Origin of the sequence: Streptomyces boninensis, assembly GCF_048572725.1 — a bacterium.
Classification (GTDB): domain Bacteria; phylum Actinomycetota; class Actinomycetes; order Streptomycetales; family Streptomycetaceae; genus Streptomyces; species Streptomyces boninensis.
Genome location: NZ_CP183837.1, coordinates 157,153 through 183,011 on the forward strand (window position 1 = coordinate 157,153; position 25,859 = coordinate 183,011).

Here is a 25,859-nt window from a genome sequence, read left to right on the forward strand (position 1 = left end):
CCACCCCTCACTGAAGGAGGCAGCAGTGGAACACCTCAAGCTGGAGCGTGAAGGCGCCGTCGTCACCGCCCGCCTGCACCGCCCCGAGGTCCTCAACGCTCTCAGCAGCACCCTCATGACCGAACTCACCGGCGCCCTCCGCGACCTGGACCAGGACCCGGAGATCGGCTGTTTCATCATCACCGGCTCCGACCGCGCCTTCGCCGCCGGCGCCGACATCCGCGAGATGGCGCCGAAGTCCGCCGCCGAGATGGCCGCGGAGGACTACTTCGCCGGCTGGGACGCCCTCGCCGCCCTGCGCACCCCGACCGTGGCGGCGGTCTCGGGTTACGCGCTCGGCGGCGGCTGCGAGCTGGCCATGATGTGCGACCTGGTCATCGCGGCCGACACCGCCGTCTTCGGCCAGCCGGAACTCGCCCTCGGCGTGATCCCCGGCATCGGCGGCACCCAGCGCCTGGTCCGCGCGGTCGGCAAGGCCAAGGCGATGGACATGATCCTCACCGGCCGCACCATGGACGCCGCCGAGGCCGAGCGCGCGGGCCTGGTCGCCCGTGTCGTACCGGCGGCGGACCTGGCCGCCGAGGCGCGGAAGGTCGCCACAGCCATCGCGGCCCGCACGGCTCCTGCCGTACGGGCCGCGCTGGAGGCCATGGACCGGGCCCAGGAGCTGCCGCTCCGCGAGGGGCTGCTCTTCGAACGGCGGCTCTTCCACGCCCTGTTCGCCACCGAGGACCAGAAGGAAGGGATGCGCGCCTTCCTCGAAAAGCGCGCACCCCACTTCACCGGGCGCTGACCGCCGCGGCCCGCACCTGCCCGCGCTCCGACGCCGGGAAGCGGTCGACCATCGCCCGCAGCGTCCCGGCGTCGGCGACGGCGCCGAAGGGCTCCGTCCCCGGCTCCAGGCGTACGCCCTCGGCCAGCGGTCCCGCCGGCACCGGGTCGAAGCCGAGCGCGTCGACGATGCGGGCGGTCGCCGCCACGTCGTCCGCGTCGTCGCCGGCGATCGCGATCGCCTTGCGGTCGGGGGCGCCGGCGGGGCGGGTCCGGTCTTCGAGGTCGTGGTAGCCCATGTGATTGAAGGCCTTGACCACGCGCGAGTCGGGCAGCTGGCGCTGCACGAGCTCACTGGAGGAGCCGAGCGGGTCCGTGAGGTCGTCGCGGATCCCGTCGGTCTCCCACCAGTAGTTCATCGCGTCGATGACGAGCTTGCCGCGCAGCTCGGCGGCCGGGACGGTGTCGTACTTCCCGAGCGGCAGCGCCAGGATCACCGCATCGGCTCCGGCCGCGGCCTCCGCCCCGGTGACCGGTTCGGCGCCCGGGGTCAGCACCTCCGTGGTGAGGGCGATACGGTCCGGGTCGCCGGAGCCGGCGATCAGCACCCGGTAGCCGGCCGCCAGCGCCAGCCGCGCCAGCGCCGTGCCGACCTTGCCGGCGCCGAGGATGCCGAGCGTGTTCATGTGAGTCTCCAGTGATGTCGTGGCAGTCAGTCCGCGAGCAGTTCGCGGACCATCGGGATGACCTTGCTGCCGTACAGCTCGACCGCCCGCAGCCGGCCGCTCATCGGCATCGGGCCCGAGGTGTAGATCAGGTCGAAGCGCCCCGCGTCGAGCGCCTTCACCGTGCGGGCGATCTTGCGGGCGACGGTCTCCGGGGAGCCGACGTACTGCGAGCCGGAAGCGATCTCGTGCTCGTACTGCTCCTTCGTGATCGGCGGCCAGCCGCGCTGCCCGCCGATCCGGTTGTGCGTGATCTGGTAGTTCGGCCAGTGCAGCTCGCGCGCCTCCTCGTCCGTATCGGCGATGAAGCCCGGCGAGTGCACGCCGATCGGGTGCGCCGTGGTGCCGAACTTGGCCGTGGCCCGCTCGTACAGGTCGGTGTACGGCGCGAAGCGCTCCGGCGGGCCGCCGATGATGGCGAGCATCAGCGGGAAGCCGTAGCGGGCGGTGCGGATCACCGACTGCGGGGAGCCGCCGACCCCGACCCACGTGGTGAGGCGGCCGGACTCGGTCTTCGGGAAGACGTCGGCGTGGTCCAGCGCGGCGCGGTGGCTGCCGCTCCAGGTGACCGGCTTCTCCTTCAGCAGTTCGGCGAAGAGGCCGATCTTCTCCTCGAAGAGCTCGTCGTAGTCCTCCAGGTCGTAGCCGAAGAGCGGGAACGACTCGGTGAAAGAGCCGCGCCCCAGGATGATCTCCGCCCGGCCGTTGGACAGCGCGTCGAGCGTCGAGAAGCGCTGGAAGACGCGCACCGGGTCGTCCGAGCTGAGCACGGTGACGCCGGAGGACAGGTGGATCTTTTCGGTACGGGTGGCGATGCCGGCCAGGACCGTCTCCGGGCTGGAGACGGAGTACTCGGGCCGGTGGTGCTCGCCGAGGGCGATGACGTCGACACCGGTGTCCTCCGCGAGGACCGCCTCGTCGACGACCTGCCGGATGGCGCGGGCGTCGGTGACGAGGGCGCCGGAGTCGTCCGTCGGCACGTCGCCGAAGGTGTCGAGGCCGAAGACGAGGTCGGTGGTGCCGGACATGGCGGGCTCCTTTGCAGTGGTCAGGACGTGGATACGGCCTGGTCGCGAGCTAAAACGGACTTTACCCCGGTTGTATTCCCGCAGTAGATTGGGCCCCGTGGACCACCGACCCGTACTCCCCCTGGACGGGCGCCGCCCCGAGCGGGCCGACGCCGCCCGGAACCGCGAGCAGCTGCTGGCCGCCGCGCGGTCGATGATGGCCGAGCTGGGCGCGGACAAGGTCACCATGGACGGCCTGGCCGAGCGGGCCCGACTCGGCAAGGGCACGGTCTACCGCCGCTTCGGCACCCGCGCCGGGATCTTCCACGCCCTGCTGGACGACGACGAGCACGCCTTCCAGGATCAGGTCCTCACCGGCCCGCCGCCGCTGGGTCCGGGCGCGGAGCCGGTCGAGCGGCTGATCGCGTACGGGCGGGCGCGGACGGAGTTTCTCGCGGCGCACCACGTCATCGCCCGCGCCGCCCTCGACCGCACGCGCCCGGTACCGGCCGGCGAAGGTACGGGGTTCACCCGAGCACACCTGCGCATGCTGCTGAGCCAGGCGGGCCTCGCCGCCACCGGCCTGGACAGCCTGACCGTCCAGCTGACCGGCGCGCTGGAGGCACCGCTGCTGATCCTGCTGTCACCCCCGGACGCGACCCCCGACCCCACCCCGCTCGCGGACAGCTGGCAGACGCTGATCGAGCGCATCTGCCGCTGACCTCCGGGCGAGTCAATGCCCCGCGACGTAATGGACGAAGATCCCGCCACGGCTCACACTGTCGGCCATGACCTCCGACGCCACCCCGAAGCCCGCCGGCCTCCTCGCCGCCATGCCCTTCGCCGCCCGCCTGGGCATTGAGCTCCCCGAGGCCACGGCCGCCCGTGCGACCGGCGTCCTCCCCTGGTCCGCGGACCTGTGCACGGCGGGCGAGACGCTGCACGGCGGCACACTGATGGCCCTCGCGGACACGGTCGGCGCGGTCTGCGCCTTCCTCAACCTGCCGGAGGGCGCGACCACTTCGACGGTCGAGTCGAAGACCAACTTCTTCCGCCCGGTCGGCTCCGGCCACGCCCGCGCGGTGGCCCGTCCGCTGCACGTCGGGCGCAGCTTCGTCGTGGTGCAGACGGATGTGTACGACGCGGAGGAGCGGGCGGTCGGGCAGACCACGCAGACGCAGGCGGTCCGGCCGGCCGGCTAAATCCGTTGGCGCGGCCAACGAATCACGCTAATGTTGGTCGCGCCAACATTCGAGCTGCCACCGAGGAGCCTCCGTGTCCGCTGACACCCGTATCGCCGACCGTATCGAGATCGCCGAGCTCTTCTCCCGCCTGGCCAATGTGCTGGACGAGCACCGCCACGACGACATCGCCACCGTCTACGCCGAGGACGTCGTGGTGCACTCGCCGCGCGGCGGCGAGCTGCGCGGGCTGGAGGAGGTGACCGCTCACCTGAAGCGAAGCCAGTTCGCGGACGAGCAGACCCTGCACCAGAACACCGATGTGGTGGTGGACCTCGACGGCGATCGCGCGCGGGCCACGTCCAATCAGCTCACCTACTTCTCCCGCGGCGACGAACCGCCCCACGAGACCGGCGCCGTGCGCGTATCCGCGAGTGCCGTGCGCACGCCGGCGGGCTGGCGGTTCGACGAGATGACCATCAAGGTGGCCTGGATACGTGCGGAGAACTAGTTCACCGAGCGGTCCTTGCCCTCCCAATACGGCTTGCGGAGCTCACGCTTGAGCACCTTGCCCGCCGGGGAGAGCGGCAGTGCCGTGACGAACTCGGCGGTGCGCGGGGCCTTGTAGCCGGCGATCAGCGTCTTGCAGTGCGCGCGCAGCTCCTCGGCAGTCGCGGCCGCGCCCGGCTTGAGGATCACCACGGCGTGCACGCGCTCGCCGTACGCATCGTCGGGGACGCCGATCACCGCGCAGGTGGCGACGGCGGGGTGGCGGCCGAGGGCGTTCTCCACCTCCACGGAGTACACGTTCTCGCCGCCGCTCACGATCATGTCCTTGAGGCGGTCGACGAGGTAGACGTAGCCGTCCTCGTCCATATACGCGCCGTCGCCCGAGTGGAACCAGCCGTCCCGCAGCACCTCCGCGGTCTCCTCCGGCTTGTCCCAGTAACCGCGCATCACATGGGCGCCGCGGACGACGACCTCGCCGACCTGCCCGCGCGGCAGCTCCGCGCCGTCGGGGCCGACGATGCGGACCTCGGCGTGCGGTGCGGCCCGGCCGCCACTCCGCAGCCTGCCGCCCTCGAGGTGGTCGTCGGCGGTGAGCAGCGTGGCCGCCGGGGCCAGCTCCGTCATCCCGTACACCTGCGTGAACCGCGCCTCCGGGAAGGCGTCGATCGCCCGCTTCAGCAGCGCCTCGGAGATGGGCGCGGCGCCGTAGCTGAACTTGCGGACGCTGGACAGGTCGTACGCCCCGATGTCCGGGTGATCCACCAGCATCTGCATCATCACCGGGGGCAGCATCACGGCGGACACCCTGTGCCGCTCGATGGCGCGCATCATCGCCACCGGATCGAAGCCGGGCATGATCACGTGGGTGCCGCCGACGAGTGCCTGGACGCTCCAGGTGGTCAGCGCCGCGAGGTGGAACATCGGCGCGGCGATCAGCGTGCTGCCGCCCGCCTCGGCGAACGCGGTGGCCGCCTGGATGCCGAGGAAGGAGATGGCCATGTTGGCGTGGCTGAGCATCACGCCCTTGGGGAAGCCGGTGGTGCCGCCGGTGTAGAAGACGCCGGCGAGGGTGTCGCCGCCGTGCCGGCCGTCCTCGACCGGCTCCGCACCGGCCAGCAGCTCCTCGTACGACAGCATCCCGTCCGGCGCCGCTTCCTCGCCGCAGTGCACGACGGTGTCCAGGGCGTCCCGCAGCTCGGCGGTCAGCGGCGCGAAGGCGTCGTCGACGAAGAGGGTGCGGGTGCCGGACTGCTCCAGTGCGTAGCGGATCTCGGGCGCGGCCCAGCGGGTGTTGACCGGGTTCACCGCGGCGCCGATCCACCACGTGGCCAGCAGAAACTCGTGGTAGCGGTCGGAGTTGAGCGCCAGGATGCCGACCCGGTCGCCGGTCTCGATGCCGAGACCGCGCAGCGCCCCGGCCAGCCGGGCGATGCGCTCGGCGGACTCGCGCGCCGTACGCACCCGGTCGCCGAAGACCGTGAGCGGCGCGTCGGGTGCCTGCTGCAGCGCCCGGTGGACGGCCTGAGTCAGATGCATGACGACCTCCCCCTGCGGGAGTCACTCGACTCCCGCGACTGAGCATGTGCCCCGGCGGGGGCTGCCGGATAGACGTCATTGCGCCACAAGACAATGGCGCCTACGGGACGGGCGCGGGGGGACGCCTACGGGACGGGCAGCGCGGCGCGGAGCCGCTCCAGCAGCGCCCGTGCCGCCGGATTCCCCGGCTCCGCCGAGCGCCAGGCGAGCACGACGCGCCCGCGCAGTCCGGCCGGTTCCAGGCGCAGCAACTGCAGCCCGTCGCCCAGGTCCTCGCCGTCGGCGGCCGGGAGTACGGCGATGCCGAGGCCGCGGGCGGCCAGCCGCAGCAGCATCTGCGGGGCGGCCGCCTCGAACGCGACCTGCGGCCGGAACCCGGCCTCGGCACAGGCCCGTTCGAGCACGGTGCGCACGCCGCTGCCGCGCGGCAGGCAGATCAGCGGGCGGTCGCGGAGGGCGGTGAGGGGGATGGCGGGGCGGCCAGCCGCCAGCAGCGGATCGCCGGTGCCGACGGCCGCGGCCAGCGGCTCGTCCACGGCCGTCCGGAAGGCCAGTCCGGCCGGCGGCGTGGCATCGGCGACGCCCATCAGCGCGATGTCGAGCTCGCCCGCCGACAGCGCGGCCTGCATCCGCTCGGAGCTCTCCTCGACGAGGGAGATCTCCACCTGCGGGTGCGCGGCGTGGAAGCCGGCGAGTACGGCGGGCACGTCCACCAGCTCCCCCGTCCCGCCGGATACGACGCCGATCGCGACCCGGCCGCGCAGCAGGCCGGTGTACTCCTCGACGGCCTCCCGGACCCCGTCCACGGCGGCCAGCGCCGAGCGTGCGTACGGCAGCACGGCCCGGCCGACCTCGGTGAGCGTCACCGACCGCCCGGCCCGGTGCAGCAGCGGCTGCCCCAGCTCCCGCGCCAACTGCCTGATCTGCGCGCTCAGCCCGGGCTGCGCGAGGTGCAGGCGCTCGGCGGCGCGGGTGAAGCCGCCCGCGTCGACCACCTCGACGAAGTAGCGCAGCTGCCGCAGTTCCATAACTGATGATTCTAGATCACAGTGCAACTGTCTCTTGGACGTATGCGACCTATCACCCGCACCCTGGAGCCATGGCCAAGACAACGCCCCGCACCAGCCCCGCCATCGACCTCACCTCCGAGATCGCCGCCGAGCGCCGCGAGCTGGCCGACCTGTTCGACGGCCTCACCCCGGCCCAGTGGGACGCGCCGAGCCTGTGCGCCGGCTGGCGGGTGCGCGAGGTCGCGGCGCACATGTCCATGGGCTTCCGCCTCTCACTCCCGGCGACGCTCGCTCAGCTGCTCAGGTCGGCCGGCCGCCTCCACCGCATGACCGACCGCGTCGCCCGCCGCGATGCCGCCGCCCACTCCCCCACCGAACTCGCCACCTTCCTCCGCGACAACGCCAACCACCCCTGGACCCCACCGGTAGGCGGCCTCCCTGCGGCCCTCGGCCACGACGTCGTACACGGCCTGGACATCACCGTGGCCCTCGGCCTCGACCGCCAGGTCCCCGCCCCCCGCCTCCAAGCCGTACTGGCGGAAACCCGCCCCCGCGGCCTGAAGTTCTTCGGCGCCGACCTGACCGGCGTCCACCTGCAGGCGGATGACCTCGACTGGTCGTACGGCACCGGCGCTCCCCTCCACGGCAGCGCCCAGTCCCTGCTGCTCCTCACCTTCGGCCGCAAGCTGCCTCCTGGGCACCTGCGCGGCGAGAGAAGCGACCGCTACACGAGGTAGAAACCTGATGTCGGATTCTCGCCAGCGCAGCGTGCCGTGCTCCCGCAGCCTGGTGGCATGACGACAGCGACGAAGACCCGTTCCGCGGCACACCGGCCGGCCGCCATTCCGGCCCACGTCCTGGCCGAGCTCCGCGAGCGCGATGACGCGGGGGTGGCTGCTCCCCTCCCGTATGCGTACGACATGGACGGCGCCCCACTCCGCTGCTGCCTGCGCCGCAGCCGGGCCGGTGAGCGGATCGCGCTCGTGGCCTACGCGCCGCTGCGGCGCTGGGCGGCGGAGACGGGCGCGGAGCCCGGGGCGTACGACGAGACCGGGCCGGTGTTCATCCACGTCGGCCGCTGCCCGGGTCCGGACGCGGACGCCGGCTACGCCTTCGCCGACACCGGCGCGCAGCGGGTCCTGCGCCGCTACACCGCCGAAGGCCGGATCGAAGGCGGCACCCTCGTCCACCTCCCCGCCCGGCCCGACGACGCCCAGGCCGTCATGCGCCACATGCTGGTGGAGGCCTTCGCCGACCCGGCCGTGGCACTGGTGCACGTACGGGCGGTGGAGCACGGCTGCTTCCTGTACGAGGTACGGCGGTTCAGCGCTGGTGGGTTGGGCGGATGACGATCTCGTTGACGTCGACGTCCGAGGGCTGGGCGAGGGCGTAGGAGACGGCGGCGGCGATGGCGGACGGGCCGATGGTGTGGGCGCGGAAGGTGCGCATGGCCGCCGCCGCACCGGGGTCGGTGATGGAGTCGGCGAGCTCGGACTCGACCACTCCTGGGGAGATGGTGGTGGCCCGGATCGACGGGTCGGACTCCTGGCGCAGGCCTTCGGTGATCGCCCAGGCCGCGTACTTAGTGGCGCAGTAGACCGCACCCGTGGGCACGACCTCGTGCGCGCCGACGCTCGCGACCGTGACGAAGTGACCCGACCCCTGCGCGGCGAAGACGGGCAGCGCGGCGGCGATACCGTGCAGCAGGCCGCGGATGTTCACGTCGATCATCCGGTCCCATTCGTCTACGAGCAGCGAGTCGAGGCGGGACAGGGGCATGACCCCGGCGTTGCCGACGAGGGCGTCGACGCGGCCGTGCCGGTCGCGCGCGGCGGCAACGAAGGCCGCGACGTCGGCGCGGTCCGTAACGTCCAGCCGCGCCGGGTGCAGGCTGCCGCCGGCCGCCGCGGCCCGGTCGGCGAGCGCCCGCAGCCGGTCGGTACGGCGCGCGCCGGCCACCACGTGGTGGCCCTCGGCCGCGAGCCGCTCGGCGACGGCAGCGCCGATGCCGCTGCTGGCGCCGGTGACGAGGACGACTTTCCGGGCGCTGTCCGGGCCGGCTGCCGCGGTGCCCGGATCGGTTTCTTCGGAATGAGTGGTCATGGCCCCGAGGCTGTCCCGGCCGGGAGCGGAGCGGGAGAGGCGGCGTTCTCCTGGGTGCGGCACACCCAGGAAGACGACCGGGCCGCGGCCTACGATGAGCCGCATGGCAGCACGCTCCGAGCTCGGCGCCTACCTCACCGCCCGCCGCGCCCAGGTCACCCCGGCCGAGGCGAACCTCCCGGCCACGGGCCACCGCCGCGTGCCCGGCCTGCGCCGCGAGGAGGTCGCGCTGCTCGCCGGCGTCAGCGCCGACTACTACATCCGCCTGGAGCAGGGCCGGGAGCGTACGCCCTCGGGCCAGGTCCTCGACGCGCTGGCCGCCGCGCTGCGGCTGGGCGAGGACGGCCGGCTGCACCTGTTCCGGCTGGCCGGGGTGGGCCCGCGGGCGGCGGCGGCCGAGGTGCGGGACCGGGTGGAGCCGAGCCTGCCGGCGCTGCTGGAAGCCTGGCCGCACAACCCGGCGATCGTCTACAACCGCGCGTACGACGTCCTCGCCTCCAACGCCATCGCCGACGCCCTCTTCCACGGCTGGCCCCACTCCCGCAATCTCCTGCACGTGATCTTCACCGACCCGGCTGCCCGCACCTTCTACCGCGACTGGCACGAGGTGGCGCGTAATTCGGTGGCGGGCTTCCGCCTCGGCCGCGGCGCGGCGCCGGACGATCCGCGGATACGGGAGGTGCTGGCGGAGCTGCTCGACCGCAGCCCCGAATTCGCCGCGCTGTGGTTCCGCCACGACGCCCGCGGCAAGGCCCTGGAGAGCAAGCGCTTCGACCACCGCGACGTGGGCCCACTCACCCTGACCATGCAGACCTTCGACGTCCGCGCGGCCCCTGGCCAGGAACTCGTCGTCTACCACGCCGAGCCCGCCTCCCCCAGCAGCGACGCCCTGACCCTGCTGGGTTCGCTGGCCGCCACCGTAGGCTGGCCTCGCACGCGACGTACAGGAGGCTGAGGTGGCCCAGAAGGTGCCGGACGCGGCGGTCGCCGAGGTGATGGCCGAGCTTGCCGGGCTCGAGGACGCGAAGGTTCGCGCGGTCAATGAGAAGCACGGTGACGATCACGGTGTGAATCTGACCAAGCTGCGGGCGGTCGCCAAGCGGCTCAAGACGCAGCAGGAGCTCGCCCGCGCCCTCTGGGCGACGGACGACACCGCGGCGCGGCTGCTGGCGCTGCTGATCTGCCGGCCGAAGGCGTACGAGCGGGACGAGCTGGACGGCATGGTGCGCGAGGCGCGCACACCCAAGGTGCTCGACTGGCTCGTGAACTACGCCGTGAAGAAGAGCCCGCACGCCGAGGAGCTGCGCCTCGCCTGGTCCGCCGACCCGGACCCGGTCGTGGCGGGCGCCGGCTGGGCGCTGACGGCGGAGCGGGTGGCGAAGAAGCCCGCGGGCCTCGACCTCGAAGGGCTCCTCGACACCATCGAGGCGGACATGAAGGGCGCCCCTGACCGCCTGCAGTGGGAGATGAACAACACTCTCGCGCAGATCGGGATCAAGCACGCCGAGCACCGCGCCCGGGCGCTCGGGATCGGTGAGCGGCTGGAAGTGCTCAAGGACTATCCGACGTCCCCGGGCTGCACCTCTCCGTACGCGCCTGTCTGGATCAACGAGATCGTGCGGCGGCAGGGCGGCTAGCCGAAAGCTCTGAGGGGGGTGTGACGCTGATGGGCCTGCACGTCGAGAGCCGACCGTCCGAGCTGCCGTACATCGAGCGCGTGTGGCGCAGCCGCAGCGACCACGGCGGCGAGATGACCTCGATCGCCACGACCCACTGCGAGCTCGTCTTCTGGCAGCACCGCGGCCAGGTGCAGGCGGCCGTGCTGGGCCCGGAGCCAGGGGCCAGCCAGGCGCCGATCCCCGAGGACGCGACCTTCTTCGGGATCACCTTCGCCCTCGGCACCTCACTGCCGCACATCCCGATCGACCGGCTGGTCGGCGGCGCCGCCGCGATCCCCGACGTCACACGGCGCTCCTTCTGGCTGAAGGGCTCCGCCTGGCACCTTCCCGACTACGACACGGCCGAGGCGTTCGTACGCCGCATGGTGCGCGAGGGCATCGTCGACCACGACCCGATCGTGCCCGCAGTCTTCGGCGGGGCCTCGGCGGTCGTGTCGGAGCGGACGCTGCAGCGGCGCTTCGTCGGGGCGACGGGGCTGACCCGCGGGGCCGTACGGCAGATCCACCGCGTCCGGCAGGCGGCGGTGCTGCTCCAGGAGGGGACGCCGGCGCAGGATGTCGTGCATCGGCTCGGGTACTTCGACCAGCCGCACCTGGCACGATCCCTGACCAGGTACATCGGCCGTACCGCCACCCAGCTCGGCGCGGGCGACGACCAGGCGGGACCGCTGTCGCTTCTGTACAAGACCTGAGGTCCGGCGGCCTCGTAATCTCCATGACGAGCGAAGCAATCCGCACTCTCATGGAGGAATCATGCGCAAGGTAGTGACCGGCCTCTTCATCTCCCTCGACGGTGTCGTGGAGTCGCCGGACCAGTGGCAGTTCGACTTCGACGAGGAGATGGGCGCGGCGCTGGCGCAGTCGCTGGAGAGCGCCGACACGATCCTGCTCGGCCGGGTGACCTTCTCCGAGTGGGCCGGGTACTGGCCGACCGTGACCAGCGGGGAGGACTCCGGCTTCGCGCAGTGGATCAATGAATCCCCTAAGTACGTCGCCTCCTCGACCCTGGACAGCGTCGACGACTGGGCCAACAGCACCCTGATCAAGGGCGATCTGGCGGCCGCCGTGGGCGAGCTCAAGGCCGGCGACGGCAAGGACATCACGGTCGCGGGCAGCCCGACGCTGGTGCGGTCGCTGCTGGAGCAGGATCTGCTGGACGAGCTGGTGCTGCTGATCCACCCGGTGATCGCCGGCGAGGGCCGGAAGAAGCTGTTCGCGGACGATGCCGCGCTCAAGAAGCTTCAGCTGGTGAGCGCGCAGCCGACCAGCAGCGGGGTCGTCATCGCGACCTATCGTCCGGTGCGTTGACGGGTACGAAGACTCGGCGCTACGGTGTGGGAGCGCTCCCACTTGACAGTGATCAGTCAATCGATCAGTCAAGAAAATCCCTTCTGACCCCCGGACAGAGGAGCCCCCCACCATGCACATAAGACGCTTACTCGCGCTCCCCGCCACCGCAGCTCTGGCGCTGCTCATCGCCCTGACGCCAACTCCCGCCGCGGCGCACGGCGTCGCGATGGACCCCGGCTCGCGCACGTACCTGTGCTACCTGGATCTGCTCCAGAACAGCTCGACCCAGATGCCGTCGAACCCTGCCTGCGCCGCCGCGGTCAGGGCGGCCAGCACCACGCCGCTGTACAACTGGTTCGCGGTGCTGGACTCCAACGCCGGCGGCAAGGGCCAGGGTTACGTCCCCGACGGGAAGCTCTGCAGCGCAGGGGACAAGAGCCCGTACAACTTCTCCCCGTACAACGCGGTCCGCTCCGACTGGCCCAAGACGCATCTCACTTCGGGTGCGAACATCCAGCTGCAGTACAGCAACTGGGCGCACCACCCGGGCCGCTTCGAGGTCTACATCACCAACAGCGGCTGGTCCCCCAGCAGCCCGCTCGCCTGGGGCGACCTGACCCATCTGCAGACCGTGAACGACCCGCCGCAGGCGGGCGGCGGCCCCGGCTCGAACGGCGGCCACTACTACTGGGACCTGAAGCTCCCGGCGCGCTCCGGCGAGCACATGCTCTTCATCCAGTGGATCCGCTCGGACAGCCAGGAGAACTTCTTCTCCTGCTCGGACGTCGTCTTCGACGGCGGCCAGGGCGAGGTCACCGGCCTTGGCGGCGGTACGAAGTCGGCGGAGGAGATCTCCGCGGCCGCGGCTGACGCCAAGGGCAGCAAGGCCGCACAGGCCGTGGCACATCACGGCGACCACTCCGGTCACGCCGCCGACGTCGCGGATGTCGCGGATGTCGCGGACACCGCGAGCCAAGCGCCGGAGTCCTCGACCGGCACCTCGCTCATCCTGCCGGTGACCACCGCAACCCTGGTCGCAGCGGCCGGCGTACTGCTCTACTTCCGCCGCAACCGCCCCGACCGGAACCCGATGGCCTGAGCCGCCCGACCGAACCTCACCTCACGCCGGCAGCCAACCCGGCCACCATTCCGGAATGTTGGAGGCCGGACACGTCGGCCCGTCGACCGTGCCGGCCCCCGCCGGCGTGCCGAGCCAGGCGAAGTGCACCCACGTGGTCACGGCCAGCACCACGAAGGTCGTGGCCACGGCGGGGCCCGTACGGACCCGGGCCCCCGCCAGCATGTACGCAAGCGCCGCCACCACGGCCCCGGTGCCCATGCTCAGCGGCATCTCCCAGAAGCGCCACCCCAGCATGTCCGGCCACTCCTCGCCGTAGACATGGCAGGTCCGCCGGGCGGCCCGCGCCAGCCGGTACGAGCCGAACCCGGCCAGCCCGCCGCACACCACCATCAGCACGCCGACGCCGCAGCCCGCCGCAAAGCGACGCGGGCTGTCCGCGACGGAACGTTGCATCACCATGTGTTGTTGGGATTGACCTTCATGCACGCCTTGGAATCCGTGGCCTTCATCGGGTCGGCGGACTTCAGCGCGTCCTCGGGGTTCTTGGCGGCGGACTTCGGATAGCGCGTGCCGGTCTTCCAGTCGGCGCCGACGACAAGGACGAGGCCCGTCGCGGTGTCGCCCGCCTTCGCCTGCTTCGCGGCGCTCGCGGGCAGGCCCAGCGACTTCGCCAGGGCGAGGGCGTCCGGCTTGGCGGCGGCGTCCGGGTAGCTGATCGTCGTGGTCTGCTGGGGCTGGATCATGGTGTCCGCGCGGGTCTGCTGATACCCGAGCGAGGTCAGGCGCTCGGCGATCACCGATGCCCGGCCGGGGACGGGTGCCGCGGTGGCGGACCCGGTGCCATTGCGTACGGTGACGGCGACCTCGCCCTTCGGGGTGGAGCTCGTCGGCGTCGGGTCCGCGGAATCCTTCTTGCCCGCCTTGCCCTTCCCCTTGCCGTCGACCGGCTTGTCTTCCCGCAGCAGGGCCCAGAGCTGCTCGGCCGCGGGCGCGGGCACGACGTGCGCCAGGGGATTCCGCGGATCGGGGAGCCGCGGCATCGTGGTCATGGTGGTCCGGCTGGCCGGGACCCGCTTGAGGTCGTTGCCCAGGTCGTAGAGCTTCTTGGGGGAGCCGAGCCCCTCATCCACGGTGAGCGCCTTGGTGGCCGCCTCGGCGAGGCTGCGCAGCTTCCCGGGGTCGGTGAGCTTGGCGCTGGCCTTGAGCTCGCGGATCATCGAGTTCATGTAGAGGTGCTGGGCGTGCGTACGGCCGATGTCGCTGCCGTCCTCGAAGCCGTGCCGGGTGCGCAGCCATTGCAGCGCCTGCTCGCCCTGGATGGTGTGCGAGCCCTTGGTGAGCTTCAGCCCGGACTTCACGTCCCGGACGTTGTCCCTGACGCAGACGGGGACGCCGCCGACGGCGTCGGCCATGTCCACCACGCCGGAGAAGCTGACCTTCATGAAGTGGTCGATGTGGATGCCGGTGAGCTCCTCCCAGGTCGCCACCGTGCAGCCGGGACCGCCGTGGGAGAGGCTGGTGTTGATGATGTCCGAAGTCTCCGGATAGACCTTGCCGTCCTCATTGTCCGTGCACTTGGGGATGGTGACCCGGGTGTCGCGGGGGATGCTGACGACCGTCATGTTGCTCCGGTCGGCCGAGACGTGCAGCAGCATCTGCACGTCGGCGCGCTCCTTGTCGCCGACCGTGTCGCGGGCGCCGCCGAGCTTCAGGTCCTCCTTGGTGTTACGGCTGTCGGAGCCGAGCAGCAGGATGTTCAGCGGGTGCTGCCCGGCGGCGTTCGGCTCGCTCTTCTTCACCTTCGAATCGCCGAGGTTGAGCGCGTCCTTGGTGATGTTGGCGGCGAGGTGCCGGTAGTAGAGGTAGCCGCCGCCCGCCGTCACCAGCAGGGCCGCGGAGACGCCGATGGCGGTCCAGCGCAGCACGCGTACGGATTTGCGCTTGGGCGCGTCGGCGGCGTGCCGCCGCTTCCCGTCTCCGCCGCCACCGCCGGACGGCGGGCTCGAAGCGGCGTCCTCGGGCGCGGTGGCCTGCGCGGGCACGGTCGTGGTGCCCCGCGCCCCCTTCTCGCGCGCGGCAGTCAGCCGAAGCGTCGTGTCCACCGCTGCCGAGCCCCCATCGGCGGCGGTGCCGCCTATGGAACCCTCGCCCTCACCCTCGTGCGCCATCCGCTCCCCGTTCTTCTGTTAATGGCCGCAGTCACCGAGGCCAACGAAACACAACGGCCGCCAGTGCCCAATCACTAGACGCTCGGCCGACCGCCATGGTTGTCGGCAACTTTGCCGCCACCCTGACCAAACCGGTCTCATCCGCCACAACTACCGCCGCAACCCGATCACGCAGTCGAAGTTTGGTGAGAATACGCGACACGTCTCTCCGGGCGGCGCGCGATCCGCCCGGACGGTGCGCACGGCGCTATCTTGGCAGCGCAGCCTGTGCGCGGCCGGGAACTGATCACCGGCCGCAGCCGTTGCCCGGATACGTACCACACGCCCGAGGAGCCACTGCTTTTGTCCGCCAGATCCAGATCGACGGACCCGGCCGGGGACAGTCCCCGACCATCCCGCCCCCTTCAGCATGATCGCGGCGCCCGGCGGGGTGGTGTTCGGTGAGCGCCGCGCTCGGCCTGCTGGCCGTGATCGTGCTGACGGCCGGCACCGGCTATTTCGTCGCCCAGGAATTCGCGTACGTCGCCGCCGACCGGATCGCGCTGGCCCGGGACGCCGCCGCCGGGGACAAGCGGGCGGCGCGCGCGGTCAAGGTGCTCGAGCGGCTGTCGTTCATGCTGTCCGGAGCGCAGCTGGGCATTACGGTCACCGGCCTGGTGGTCGGTGTGCTCGCCGAGCCGTCGCTGTCGGTGCTGATCAGGCCGCTGCTGACCGGGATCGGGGTGCCGGAGGGCGCGGTGAGCGGCATTTCGCTCACGCTCGCCTTCATCCTCGCCACGGTCATCCAGATGGTGCTCGGCGAGCTGGCGCCCAAGAACCTCGCCCTCGCCGTCCCGGAGCGGCTGGCGAAATCCCTCGCCGCCTCCACCCTCCTGTATCTCAAGATCGTCGGGCCGCTGATCCGGATCTTCGACACGGCCGCGAACAGGCTGCTGCGCCTCGTCGGCATCGAGCCGGTCGAGGAGCTGCACCACGGCGCGTCGCTCGAGGAGCTCGGCCACCTCATCGGCGAGTCGCACGAACACGGCCACCTGCCCGCGCACACCGCCGACCTCCTCGACCACGCGCTGGAGTTCTCCGAGCGCACCCTGGCTGAGGTGATGGTGCCGCGCGTGGACGCCGCCTACGTGCGCGCCGCCGACCCCGCGCCGGAGGCCGTCGCCCTGATCACCCGCCTCGGCCACTCCACGTACCCGGTCGTCGGCCGCCGCGACGACGACGTGGTGGGCGTGCTGGGCGTACGGGACCTGATGCGGCTGCCCGCCGCCCGTATCGACGCCGCCACCTGCGGCGAACTCGCCCGGCCCGCGCTGCTGCTGCCCGACACCCTGCAGCTGCCGGATGCGGTGGAGAAGATGCGCGAGCGCGACGACGAGTTCGCAGTCGTCCTGGACGAGCACGGCGGCCTCGCCGGGATCGTCACCTTCGAGGACATCGCCGAGGAACTCGTCGGCGAGATCGAGGACGAGACCGACCGCGCCGACGTCCTGGCCGTCCCCGACGCCGACGGCTGGCTCGTCGGCGCCGGCCGCCGCCTGGACGAGATCGCCGAGGCCACCGGAATCGACCTGCCGGAAGAGGAGGACTACGACACCGCCGCCGGGCTGATCCTCGACCGCCTCGGCCGCTTCCCGGCCATCGGCGACCGCCTCACCGTCGAGACGGTGGGCGGCCGACGGGTCGAGATCGAGGTCCGCACCCTCGACCACCACGTGCCGGAACGCATCCGCATCGCGCCGCTGCCGCCCGCCGCCCCCGCTGACGACCGCATCGAGGAGAGCCACGCATGAGCTTCCCCATGGCCCTCTTCGTCACCTTCCTGCTCCTGGTCGGCAGCGGCTTCTTCGTCGCCGCCGAGTTCGCGCTGGTGGCCGCGAAGAGGCACCGCATGGAGCAGGCCGTGGCCGATGGAAAGCGCGGGGCGAAGTCCGCGCTCGCCGGGATGCGCGAGCTGTCGCTGATGCTCGCCGGCGCCCAGCTCGGCATCACCCTGTGCACGCTGGGGCTCGGCGCCGTATCCAAGCCGGCGATCTCCCACGAGCTCGACCCGCTGCTGCAGAAGCTCGGCCTGCCGACCGCGCTCAGCTACGGGATCGCCTTCGCCATCGCCATGTTCGTGGTGGTGTTCCTGCACATGGTCGTCGGCGAGATGGCGCCGAAATCCTGGGCCATCGCCCACCCGGAGACCTCGGCAATGCTCCTCGCCCCGCCCTTCCGTGGCATCACCCTGGTCGTCCGCCCGCTGATCTGGCTGCTCAACAAGATCAGCAACGGGCTGGTGCGGCTGTGCCGGGTCACCCCGCGCGAGGAGATCGCCTCTGTCCACAACAGCGAGCAGCTCACCCACCTCGTCGCAGAATCCGAACGCCTCGGCCTGATCGAGGCCGACGACTCCGCCCTCCTCACCCGCTCCCTCACCGAACCGCAGACCGCGGTCGGCGCCCTGCAGGTCCCGGCCGCCGACATCGACGCCGTCCCCGCGGACGCCGACCTGGACGGCATCCTCGCGGCCGCGACCACCGCCGACCGCACCCGCCTCCTGGTCCGCGACGACACCCGCGTCCTCGGCTCGGTCCACTCCCGCGACGCCCTGGCCGCCCGCGCCCGCGGGCACGCCATAACGGCCCGCGAGCTGGCCCGCCCGGTCCCCGAACTGCGCACGGACGACACCATTGCGCACGCGGTCGAGCAGCTCCGCCGCCGCCGCGCGACCCTCGCCGTCGTACGCGACGACACCGGCCGCCTCACCGGCTTGATCAGCCTCGACGACCTGCTGGCGCGGCTGCTGCACCCGGCGGCATAGCGTCCATGCGCGGCTCGGTCGCCGGCCTGCCGGCCCGGCCCAGCCGCCGCAGCCCGCACCCGAGTCGAGTGGCCGCCAGCGCGAGCCCGCCGATCGCGATGCCGGTCAGCAGCCACCCGAGGTCCGGGGTGAAGAGCCGGATGAGGCGCCGGCTGCCGCCCAGCGATTCCGGGACGGCGAACCAGGCGGCGTAAGCGAGCCCGAGCCCGAGCACCGCCCATGCCGCCGTCGCCACCGCCGTACGGAGCCGCCGCACGGGCCGCGGCGCCGGACGCAGCGTGCGGAACGCCGCCCAGCCGGTGGCGACGGTCACGGCGACCGCGATGGCGGTGAGCGCGGCCAGCAAGGTTGCGTACAGGGGGTCTTCACCCTGGTCCTTGGGCTGCCCGCCCGCCAGGATGCGGGCCGCGCCGAGTCCGGCGGACACGAACTCGTTCTCCTGGAAGTAGCCGTAGATGTTCTGCGTCAGGACCACCGCGCGGTCCTTGTCCGGCAGCAGCACGACCATCGCCTGATAGCCGGGGGCCGCGCCGCCGTGCCAGACGGTGCGGGCGCCGAGGTCGGCGTTGCGCTTGTCGTCGCGCCAGCCGAGGCCGTAGTGGTGGGTGTCCTGGATGCGGACGGTGCCGGTGTGCATCTCCCGTACCGAGGCGGGCTTGAGGATCCGCGCGCCCCGGCCTTCGTCAAGGTGCGCCATGGCGAAGCGGGCCAGGTCCTCGACCGTGCCGCCGAGATAGCCGTAGCTCGGGCCGGTCTGGTCGAAGTGCGGTGCGACGGAGATCGGTTGACCGTAGGCATAGCTGTGCCCGTCGGGCAGCCGCGCCGCCTGGCCCGGGGTGGCGATGGCGCTCTTCATCCCCAGCGGGCCCAGCACCGACTCGCGAAGGTACGTGGCGTACGGCCGGCCCGTCACCTCCTCCACGATCGCGCCGAGGAGCAGGTAGTTGGCGCTGGCGTAGATGTGCTTCTCCCCCGGCTCGGCCGCCGGCTCCACGTCGGCCAGCTCCGCCACCGCACTGCGATACGGGTCGCGCCGGTGCTCGAAGCGGTCGGTGGCGTCGGTGACCTCCGGGAGGCCGCTGGTCTGCTGGAGCAGGTGCCGGACCGTGATGCGGGCGGCGGTGGCCCGGTCCTTGAGGGTGAAGTCGGGCAGGTAGGCCCGTACCGGCCGGTCGAGGTCGACCTTGCCGTCCTCGACCAAGGTCATCACGGCGGTCGCGGTCACCGGCTTGGCGACCGAGCCCCACAGGAAGGGGGTGCGGGCGGTGACGGGGGCGCCGTCGCCGTCGTGTCCCATGGTGCCTATGTGCTCGATCTTCCGGCGGTCGACGATGGCGTACGCCATGCCGGGGGTCTTGGCCTCCGCCATCCGTTGGCGCAGGTAGGCGTCCACTTCCCGCTCCCCCGCCGCCGCCACCGCCGCCGAGGGCGCCAGCAGGGCGCCGCACAGGGCGAGCACGACGGCGATCAGCACCGCACCGTATCCCCGAGATCTCATGTGTCCTCCGCTCATAACCGTATCCGCATACGGTTTTGATTTAACCATACGCTGATACGGTTACGGCATGGCTCGTACGGCAGACCACGACGCCCGCCGCCGGCAGATCGCCGCGGCGGTGCGGCAACTCGTCACCGAAGGCGGCCTCGACGCCGCCACGGTCGCGCGGGTGGCGCGCGAGGCGGGCTTCTCCGTCGGGCTGGTGCAGCACTACTTCCCCAGCAAGGACGCCCTGCTGCTGCTCACCTGCCGGCAGGTGATGGCCGACGTCAACGCCCGGGTGGCCGAGCGGATCACCGAGGGGATCACCGGCAAGCAGCCGATCGCGACGGTGACCTTCGCCTCGCTCAAGGAGCTGCTCCCCCTCGACGCCGCCCGCCGCGGCGAGTACCGCGTCACCCGCGCCTTCCGCGGCCGCGCGCTCGACAACCCCGACCTCGCCGAGGTCGCCCGCACCACCGCCGCCGAGCTGCGCGGGCAGCTCGCGCAGGCAGTCACGAACGGCAAGGAGTGCGGCGAGGTCGAGGCCGGCACCGACGCCGAACTGGCCGCCACCCGCATCGCCGCCCTCACCGACGGCCTCGCCGACCAGCTCTACGAGGACCCGTCCCGCAAGGTCGGCCGGCGCAAGCTGGGCACCGCGGCCGACCAGCTGCTGCGGGCCGCGCTCGCCGAGGTGTTCACCGGAGAGTGCCGCCAGTACGGGAGCCGAGCGCGATAGCTGACACTTCGTCAGGTCTGTGGGATCCTCCGCGCATGCCGGCTGTCCCGGAAACACCTGACGTGTTCCAGCCCGCACATCTGGGCCCCCTGCGGCTGCGCAACCGGATCATCAAGGCCGCCACCTTCGAGGGAATGGCACCCGACGCCCTCGTCACCGATGAGCTGATCGCCTACCACCGGCGCCCCGCCGAGGGCGGCGTGGCCATGTGCACCGTGGCGTACTGCGCGGTCGCGCCGGAGGGGCGTACCCAGCGGGGGCAGCTGTGGATGCGGCCGGAGGTGCTGCCGGGCCTGCGGCGGCTGACCGCGGCCGTGCACGAGACGGGCGCCGCGGTGGCGCTGCAGCTGGGACACGCGGGCCCGGTGGCCGACGCCCGCTCGAACCGGGCCCCCGCGCTCGCGCCGATGGCCGGCTTCAACCCGGTGAGCATGCGCCGCGACCGGGCGGCCACCCCCGACGACCTCGACCGGATCGTACGGGCCCACGCCACCGCCGCCCGCCAGGCCGCCGAGGCCGGCTTCGACGCCGTAGAGCTGCACCTCGGCCACAACTACCTGGCCAGCGCCTTCCTCAGCCCGCGCCTCAACCGGCGCGACGACGCGTATGGCGGTTCGCTGCGGCGGCGGGCGCGGCTGGCGCTGGAGATCGGGCGGGCGGTGCGGGCGGAGCTCGGGGACCGTATCGCGATCACCGCGAAGCTCAACATGTCGGATGGTGCGCGGGGCGGCCTGACCCCGGAGGACAGCCTTCAGGTGGCGCAGTGGCTGCAGGACGACGGCTCCGTGGACGCGCTGACGCTGACGGCCGGGAGCTCGCTGCTCAACCCGATGTATCTCTTCCGCGGGGAGGCGCCGGTGAAGGAGTTCGCGGCGCAGTTCCCGCTGCCGCAGCGGGTGGGCATCCGGCTGCTGGGCAAGAAATTCCTGCGGTCCTATCCGTACGAGCCGCTGTATCTGCTCGACCGGGCGCGAGCGTTCCGCCGGGCGCTCTCGCTCCCGCTCGTGCTGATCGGCGGGGTCACCGACCGGGCGGGCATGGAGCGGGCCATGGCCGAGGGTTTCGACTTCGTCGCGATGGCGCGGGCGCTGCTCCGCGAGCCCGACCTTCTGGAACGCATCCGCCGCGCCCCGGACACCCGCTCCCAGTGCATCCACTGCAACCGCTGCATGCCCACCATCTACACCGGCACGCACTGCCCGCTCATCGGCGGGTAAGCTGCCCTTCCGTTCGAACGCTGAGGGGGAGCATGATCGACGTCGATGGGTATCTGGCCGCGCTGGGGGTGGCCCGGCCCGCCGCCCCGACCGCCGAGGCGCTGTGGGCGCTGCACCGGGCGCAGGTGGAACGGTTCGCCTTCGAGAACATCGATATCCATTTGGGGCGGCCGACCAGCATCCTCCCCGAAGAGTCCGTGGCCCGGTTCATGCGCGGCCGCGGCGGCTACTGCTTCCATCTCAACGGCGCCTTCAGCGAGCTGCTCAAGACCCTCGGCTATGACGTCACCCTGCACTGGGGCGGGATGCAGGGCAGCCCCGACGAGATCCCGGGCGCGAACGGCGACCATCTCGCGCTCACGGTCCTGCTCGACGGCGAGCGGTGGCTGGTCGACACCGGACAGGCGGGCGGCATTTACGAGCCGCTGCCGCTGCGCGAAGGCACCTACACCCAGGGCCCTTTCACGTACGCGATGGCCCTCTCGGACACGGTCCCCGGCGGCTGGCGCTTCACCCACGACCCGCGCGGCGCCTTCATCTCCATGGACTTCGCCCCGGAGCCGGTGGAGCTGTCCGCCTTCGCCGAGATGCACACCTACCTGTCCACCGACCCCGAGTCCGGCTTCGTACGGACCGCCACCGCCCAGCTCCGCGGCGCCAAGGGCGTGGACGTGCTGCGCGGGTGCGTGCTGCGCCGCATCCACGGCGGCGGCACGGACCAGCGGGTCATCGACTCGGCCGACGACTGGTACGAGGTGCTGGCCGGCGTCTTCCGGCTGGACCTGGGCGATGTCGACGCGGCGGCGCGGGCGGACCTGTGGCAGCGGGTCCGTAAGGCACACCAGGAGTGGGAGGCCGCGCGGGGCCAGTGAGCCCGGCCGGTCTCACGCCACGTGGTGGGCCAGCACTGTGTGCGGGTCGGGAGCGCCCGGCTGTGGTTCCGGGTCGGCGTGTACGAGGGCAGCGATGAGCTTTGGTACGGCGTGCAGCAGGGCGTGTTCGGCTTCGACGGCGACCTCGTGGGCGGCGCGTACGGTCAGGTCGCCGTCGACCACGATGGCGACCTCGGCACGCAGGCGGTGGCCGATCCAGCGCATCCGCAGCTCGCCCACCGACCGTACACCGGGCGTCTGTTCGAGGGCGTGCTCCGCGGCGTCGACGAGCGCCGGGTCGACCGCGTCGAGGACCCGGCGGAAGACCTCGCGGCAGGCGTCCCGCAGCACCAGCAGGATCGCGGCCGTGATCAGCAGCCCCACGATCGGGTCGGCGAGCCGCCAGCCGAGCGCGGCGCCGCCCGCGCCGAGCAGCACGGCCAGCGAGGTGAAGCCGTCGGTACGGGCATGCAGCCCGTCGGCGACCAGGGCCGCGGAGCCGATGTCGCGGCCGACCCGGATGCGGTAGCGGGCCACCCACTCGTTGCCGATGAAGCCGATGACGGCCGCCGCGGCGACCATGGGCACGTGGGAGATGTCCCGCGGGTCGAGCAGCCGGTCAATGGCGCTCCAGGCCGCGAACGCCGCCGACGCGCCGATGGTCGCCACGATCACCAGGCCCGCGATGTCCTCGGCCCGCCCCAGCCCGTAAGTGAACCTGCGCGTCGCGGCGCGCCGCCCGAGCACGAAGGCGATGCCGAGCGGCACCGCGGTGAGCGCGTCGGCGGCGTTGTGCACGGTGTCACCCAGCAGCGCGACGGATCCGGACAGCACGACCACGACGGCCTGCGCGACCGCGGTCGCGCCGAGGACGGCCAAGGAGATCCACAGCGCGCGCATGCCGCGGGCCGAGGACTCCAGGGCGGCGTCGGTCTTGTCGGCGGCCTCGTGGGAGTGGGGGGTCAGGAGGTGGCCGAGCCGGTGGCGGAGCCGCGCCCGGCGGGTGCCGGCGGCGGGTGCGTGGCTGTGGTCATGGGCGTGTCCATGAGGGTGCTTCTCGCTCACGGGGCGGCCTTCCGACGGGCGGGGCGGGGACTGCGGATATCCGAGTATGCCCACCCCTCCCGGGCCGCACGCAGCCGCTCAATGCCTGGCGTCCCACCCCAGCCCCTGCCGGATGGCCAGCTCCACGGGCGAGTACGCGCCATCGGCCCGCTCCAGCTCGTACGGCGCGGTGGGCAGCAGCGGCGGCTGGGCCATGAAGCGCGGCCGCACCCCGTGATGCGGCTGCGCCGCGTGCACCAGGAACGGATGGCAGAGGAAAACGTCGCCCGGCGACCCCGTGGCGAGCGCAACAGGCCGGTGATCGGACGCCGCCACCAGATCCGGCGCGATGGCCAGCCCGCTCGCGCCCTGCTCCCCGTACTCCGCCAGCACCTTAGGCACGTCGAGGTGGGAGCCGACCCTGATCCGGGTGGGAGCGTCCTCCTCGCCGACCTCGCTGAACAGGAACAGCATCAGCAGCGCCCGGCCGCGCGAATACAGGTTGGTGAAGGGCCAGGTCTCGCCGTCCACCGCGTAGCTCCCCTCGATGTGCCATCCCGCGTCGTCCGGCTCCTCCTCGTGCGGGAAGCGCAGCGGGAAGGTGCCGAGCGAGTAGATCCGTTCCCAGCGGTCCGCGCCGACGAGGAGGTCGTACGCGTGGTGCAGCTCCGGGGAGTTGGGCGCGGCCGCGAACGGGCCCTGCGCCATCCCGCCCACCCAGTGCACCGGCTGCGTCCAGGTCGCCGGATCGTCCGGGTCGCACCCCGTCTCCCGCCACAGCATGCGCGCGCAGTCCGCGGCCACGCGCGGCGCCACGGCCCCCTCCAGCTTTACGAAGCCGTCGCGGAGGAAGTCGGATACCAGGGTCTTGTCGTCGTCCATGGCCCCATCGTGCGGTGCCGCGGCGCCCGGCGACCCGACATTTTCCGCACCGGTTCAGTCGGTGCGGAGGGTCCGGAGGCGTTCGGGTTCGGCCGGGTCGCGGTCGGCGACCTGGATCGGCGGGTCGGCCCACTGCCAGACGTTGATGCCCGGAGTACGGGAGAGGCGGATGCGGCCGCGGGTGCCTTCGACGGCGACGTGCGGCCAGGCTTCGGCGATGCGCGCCCGGTCGTCCGCACCGCCGGCACGCAGCACGTCGGCGAGGACGGCGACCGTGTCGTAGCCCTCGAAGGCGACGAAGGAGGGTGCTTCGGTCGCGAGTCGCTCGCGGAGGGCCGCGTCGACACTGCGGCCGAGTGGGGTGAGGCGCTCGGGCAGGTAGCGCAGGAAGGGGATGCCGGCGCCCTCGCCGCCCAGCTCCTTCAGCCATCCGGGGAACTCCGGCTGTCCGGCCGGTGCACCGATCAGGACATCGGCGAGGCGCGGGTCGCGGCGGACGGCCCGGACGATCGGCACCGCCGGCTCCGGGGCGCCGACCAGGAGGAGCAGCGCCGTGGCCCGGTGGTCCGCGAGTCCGTCGCATACCGCAGCCGGGTCGAGTTCGATGAGGTAGCCGCCGCGGGCGGCGAGGTGGTCCCGCAGGATGCGAGTCCCCGAGGCCCAGTAGATGCTCGGCTGTGCGGCGACGGCGATGCGCCGGTGGCCTGCGGCGAGGAGGAAGTCGGCGAAGATCCGCCAGCCGCGGGACTGCGGCGGGGCGAGGCGCGCGACCCAGTCCGTCGGCTGCTCGGTGAGCGCGTCGAGCACGCCCGAGGAGCAGAGGAACGGCACGCCGAGGGCATCGGCCCTGGTGGCGGCGGCCCGGGCGACGACGCTGTGATACTCCCCCGCGAGGGCGGCAACGCCCAGATCAGCCAGCTCGTTCACGGCCGCGACAGCCTTCTCGGGGTCGGCCGCGGTGTCCCTGACCACGAGCTCGAGCGGCCTGCCGGCGATCCCCCCGGCGTCATTGATGTCTTCAGCAGCCGCTTCAAGACCGGCCAGCAGGTGCTGTCCTGCCTCAACCCAGCCGGGCCGGGCCAGCGGGGCGAGGGCGCCTATCCGGACAGGCGATGCATGCATGTCTGGGCCTTTCAACGCAGCTCGAGGTCGATCGCGCCCCGGAGGAGCTCACGGGCGCGGGTCAGTGGGAGGGAGCCGCTCAGCCACTGCTGGCTGAGGCCTTCGACCAGGGCGACGAGGCGTTCGGCGGCGGCCTGCGGGTCGGCGTCGCGGCCGACAGCGCCCGCGGCCTGGGCCCGGCGGATCCCGTCCGCCACGTCAGCGGCCCACGAACGTGTCGCACCGCTCAGGTCATCATGCAGGTCGGGGTCGAAGACGGCGGTGGCGCGCAGTTCGCCCCAGGCCGCGCTGTTCTCCCGTACGGCCGGATCGTCCTGGAGCTCCATCAGCAGCATCTCGGTGAGCTGCGCGCGCGGATCCGCGTCCAGGCCGGGGGTGTCGGTGTAGCGGATGGCGCGCTGGTTGATGAACTCCAGCGTGTGGCGGAGCAGTCCACCGCGGTTCTTGAAGTGGTAGTAGATCAGCGCCGTCGACACGCCCGCCTCGGCCGCGACCTCTTCCACGCGCAGCCCGCGCACGCCGTTGCGCGCGATCAGGCGGGCGGTGGCCCGGAGGATCTGGGTCGGCCTGTCCGGCATCGGCGCTCCCTGGCGATCAAGGGTGGGTGGCAGGTCTCATCATGCCTTAGACTGGTCCTGA

At 72.2% G+C, this 25,859-nt stretch carries 28 protein-coding genes; 16 read left to right on the forward strand and 12 right to left on the reverse strand.

Annotated elements, in window-relative coordinates; translation table 11 throughout:
- Positions 1-25 precede the first annotated feature (25 nt).
- Entirely contained in the window at positions 26-793 is a 768-nt protein-coding gene (locus tag ACNNMR_RS00740; protein WP_419992491.1) for an enoyl-CoA hydratase-related protein, read from the forward strand.
- On the opposite strand, the gene ACNNMR_RS00745 is transcribed toward ACNNMR_RS00740, so the two are convergent.
- Positions 780-1,487 (reverse strand): NADPH-dependent F420 reductase, encoded by a 708-nt coding sequence (locus ACNNMR_RS00745; protein ID WP_420000228.1) that lies wholly within the window; start codon positions 1,485-1,487, stop codon positions 780-782. The two genes, ACNNMR_RS00740 and ACNNMR_RS00745, sit on opposite strands and share 14 nt — an antisense overlap.
- Complete coding sequence (locus ACNNMR_RS00750) at positions 1,484-2,524, reverse strand: LLM class flavin-dependent oxidoreductase (RefSeq protein WP_419992492.1); 1,041 nt, start codon at positions 2,522-2,524, stop codon at positions 1,484-1,486. The genes ACNNMR_RS00745 and ACNNMR_RS00750 overlap by 4 nt, the downstream gene beginning before the upstream one ends.
- A 97-nt stretch (positions 2,525-2,621) precedes the next feature.
- Here ACNNMR_RS00750 and ACNNMR_RS00755 point away from each other — a divergent pair, with 97 nt between their 5' ends.
- The 3 genes from ACNNMR_RS00755 (at position 2,622) to ACNNMR_RS00765 (ending at position 4,195) form a co-directional block, all read left to right on the forward strand.
- Positions 2,622-3,224: a TetR/AcrR family transcriptional regulator gene (locus ACNNMR_RS00755; RefSeq protein ID WP_419992493.1), complete on the forward strand. Its 603-nt coding sequence runs from the start codon at positions 2,622-2,624 to the stop codon at positions 3,222-3,224.
- 58 nt (positions 3,225-3,282) lie between these two features.
- Positions 3,283-3,705, forward strand: a complete 423-nt coding sequence (locus ACNNMR_RS00760) for a PaaI family thioesterase (RefSeq protein ID WP_420000229.1) — start codon at positions 3,283-3,285, stop codon at positions 3,703-3,705.
- Between the two features lie 73 nt (positions 3,706-3,778).
- Complete coding sequence (locus ACNNMR_RS00765) at positions 3,779-4,195, forward strand: nuclear transport factor 2 family protein (protein WP_419992494.1); 417 nt, start codon at positions 3,779-3,781, stop codon at positions 4,193-4,195.
- Here ACNNMR_RS00765 and ACNNMR_RS00770 read toward each other — a convergent pair.
- A complete protein-coding gene (locus ACNNMR_RS00770; RefSeq protein ID WP_419992495.1) occupies positions 4,192-5,730 on the reverse strand; it encodes an acyl-CoA synthetase in 1,539 nt (512 codons plus the stop codon). The two genes, ACNNMR_RS00765 and ACNNMR_RS00770, sit on opposite strands and share 4 nt — an antisense overlap.
- Before the next feature lie 125 nt (positions 5,731-5,855).
- Positions 5,856-6,758: a LysR substrate-binding domain-containing protein gene (locus ACNNMR_RS00775; protein ID WP_419992496.1), complete on the reverse strand. Its 903-nt coding sequence runs from the start codon at positions 6,756-6,758 to the stop codon at positions 5,856-5,858.
- 71 nt (positions 6,759-6,829) lie between these two features.
- Between ACNNMR_RS00775 and ACNNMR_RS00780 the strand changes: the two genes are divergently transcribed.
- Positions 6,830-7,477, forward strand: a complete 648-nt coding sequence (locus ACNNMR_RS00780) for a maleylpyruvate isomerase family mycothiol-dependent enzyme (protein WP_419992497.1) — start codon at positions 6,830-6,832, stop codon at positions 7,475-7,477.
- 57 nt (positions 7,478-7,534) lie between these two features.
- Positions 7,535-8,089: a DUF1203 domain-containing protein gene (locus ACNNMR_RS00785; RefSeq protein ID WP_419992498.1), complete on the forward strand. Its 555-nt coding sequence runs from the start codon at positions 7,535-7,537 to the stop codon at positions 8,087-8,089.
- On the opposite strand, the gene ACNNMR_RS00790 is transcribed toward ACNNMR_RS00785, so the two are convergent.
- Positions 8,064-8,843, reverse strand: a complete 780-nt coding sequence (locus ACNNMR_RS00790; protein WP_419992499.1) for an SDR family oxidoreductase — start codon at positions 8,841-8,843, stop codon at positions 8,064-8,066. The two genes, ACNNMR_RS00785 and ACNNMR_RS00790, sit on opposite strands and share 26 nt — an antisense overlap.
- A gap of 103 nt (positions 8,844-8,946) precedes the next feature.
- On the opposite strand from ACNNMR_RS00790, the gene ACNNMR_RS00795 reads away from it, so the two are divergent.
- The 5 genes from ACNNMR_RS00795 (at position 8,947) to ACNNMR_RS00815 (ending at position 12,911) form a co-directional block, all read left to right on the forward strand.
- Positions 8,947-9,798, forward strand: coding sequence for a helix-turn-helix domain-containing protein (locus tag ACNNMR_RS00795; RefSeq protein ID WP_419992500.1), 852 nt, complete (start codon positions 8,947-8,949; stop codon positions 9,796-9,798).
- 40 nt (positions 9,799-9,838) lie between these two features.
- Positions 9,839-10,480 (forward strand): DNA alkylation repair protein, encoded by a 642-nt coding sequence (locus ACNNMR_RS00800; protein ID WP_420000230.1) that lies wholly within the window; start codon positions 9,839-9,841, stop codon positions 10,478-10,480.
- A gap of 29 nt (positions 10,481-10,509) precedes the next feature.
- Positions 10,510-11,214 carry a helix-turn-helix domain-containing protein gene (locus tag ACNNMR_RS00805; RefSeq protein ID WP_419992501.1) on the forward strand — a complete coding sequence of 235 codons (705 nt, stop codon included), beginning with the start codon at positions 10,510-10,512 and terminating at the stop codon, positions 11,212-11,214.
- Positions 11,215-11,275: 61 nt separating this feature from the next.
- On the forward strand, positions 11,276-11,830 hold the full coding sequence (locus ACNNMR_RS00810; protein WP_419992502.1) for a dihydrofolate reductase family protein: 555 nt from the start codon (positions 11,276-11,278) through the stop codon (positions 11,828-11,830).
- 112 nt (positions 11,831-11,942) lie between these two features.
- A complete protein-coding gene (locus ACNNMR_RS00815; protein ID WP_419992503.1) occupies positions 11,943-12,911 on the forward strand; it encodes a lytic polysaccharide monooxygenase auxiliary activity family 9 protein in 969 nt (322 codons plus the stop codon).
- Positions 12,912-12,932: 21 nt separating this feature from the next.
- Here the strand turns inward: ACNNMR_RS00815 and ACNNMR_RS00820 are convergent, their stop codons facing one another.
- Complete coding sequence (locus ACNNMR_RS00820) at positions 12,933-13,346, reverse strand: hypothetical protein (RefSeq protein WP_419992504.1); 414 nt, start codon at positions 13,344-13,346, stop codon at positions 12,933-12,935.
- A complete protein-coding gene (locus ACNNMR_RS00825; RefSeq protein ID WP_419992505.1) occupies positions 13,346-15,061 on the reverse strand; it encodes an LCP family protein in 1,716 nt (571 codons plus the stop codon). Before ACNNMR_RS00825 ends, ACNNMR_RS00820 begins: the two co-directional genes overlap by 1 nt.
- 440 nt (positions 15,062-15,501) lie before the next feature.
- Here ACNNMR_RS00825 and ACNNMR_RS00830 point away from each other — a divergent pair, with 440 nt between their 5' ends.
- Positions 15,502-16,851 (forward strand): hemolysin family protein, encoded by a 1,350-nt coding sequence (locus ACNNMR_RS00830; RefSeq protein ID WP_419992506.1) that lies wholly within the window; start codon positions 15,502-15,504, stop codon positions 16,849-16,851.
- Positions 16,848-17,864 carry a hemolysin family protein gene (locus ACNNMR_RS00835; RefSeq protein WP_419992507.1) on the forward strand — a complete coding sequence of 339 codons (1,017 nt, stop codon included), beginning with the start codon at positions 16,848-16,850 and terminating at the stop codon, positions 17,862-17,864. The genes ACNNMR_RS00830 and ACNNMR_RS00835 overlap by 4 nt, the downstream gene beginning before the upstream one ends.
- Here the strand turns inward: ACNNMR_RS00835 and ACNNMR_RS00840 are convergent.
- A complete protein-coding gene (locus ACNNMR_RS00840; protein ID WP_419992508.1) occupies positions 17,818-19,362 on the reverse strand; it encodes a serine hydrolase domain-containing protein in 1,545 nt (514 codons plus the stop codon). The two genes, ACNNMR_RS00835 and ACNNMR_RS00840, sit on opposite strands and share 47 nt — an antisense overlap.
- A gap of 67 nt (positions 19,363-19,429) precedes the next feature.
- Between ACNNMR_RS00840 and ACNNMR_RS00845 the strand changes: the two genes are divergently transcribed.
- The 3 genes from ACNNMR_RS00845 to ACNNMR_RS00855 are packed head-to-tail and all read left to right on the forward strand — an operon-like array spanning position 19,430 to position 22,172.
- Positions 19,430-20,083 (forward strand): TetR/AcrR family transcriptional regulator, encoded by a 654-nt coding sequence (locus ACNNMR_RS00845; RefSeq protein WP_419992509.1) that lies wholly within the window; start codon positions 19,430-19,432, stop codon positions 20,081-20,083.
- Between the two features lie 35 nt (positions 20,084-20,118).
- Positions 20,119-21,300 (forward strand): NADH:flavin oxidoreductase, encoded by a 1,182-nt coding sequence (locus ACNNMR_RS00850; protein WP_419992510.1) that lies wholly within the window; start codon positions 20,119-20,121, stop codon positions 21,298-21,300.
- A gap of 32 nt (positions 21,301-21,332) precedes the next feature.
- Positions 21,333-22,172 carry an arylamine N-acetyltransferase family protein gene (locus ACNNMR_RS00855; protein WP_419992511.1) on the forward strand — a complete coding sequence of 280 codons (840 nt, stop codon included), beginning with the start codon at positions 21,333-21,335 and terminating at the stop codon, positions 22,170-22,172.
- Between the two features lie 12 nt (positions 22,173-22,184).
- Here the strand turns inward: ACNNMR_RS00855 and ACNNMR_RS00860 are convergent, their stop codons facing one another.
- From ACNNMR_RS00860 to ACNNMR_RS00875, 4 genes are all read right to left on the reverse strand, one after another.
- Positions 22,185-23,237: a cation diffusion facilitator family transporter gene (locus ACNNMR_RS00860; protein WP_419992512.1), complete on the reverse strand. Its 1,053-nt coding sequence runs from the start codon at positions 23,235-23,237 to the stop codon at positions 22,185-22,187.
- A 78-nt stretch (positions 23,238-23,315) separates the two neighbouring features.
- On the reverse strand, positions 23,316-24,098 hold the full coding sequence (locus ACNNMR_RS00865; RefSeq protein WP_419992513.1) for a phytanoyl-CoA dioxygenase family protein: 783 nt from the start codon (positions 24,096-24,098) through the stop codon (positions 23,316-23,318).
- Positions 24,099-24,152: 54 nt separating this feature from the next.
- On the reverse strand, positions 24,153-25,220 hold the full coding sequence (locus tag ACNNMR_RS00870; RefSeq protein WP_419992514.1) for an ABC transporter substrate-binding protein: 1,068 nt from the start codon (positions 25,218-25,220) through the stop codon (positions 24,153-24,155).
- 11 nt (positions 25,221-25,231) lie between these two features.
- On the reverse strand, positions 25,232-25,798 hold the full coding sequence (locus ACNNMR_RS00875; RefSeq protein WP_419992515.1) for a TetR/AcrR family transcriptional regulator: 567 nt from the start codon (positions 25,796-25,798) through the stop codon (positions 25,232-25,234).
- Positions 25,799-25,859: the final 61 nt, after the last annotated feature.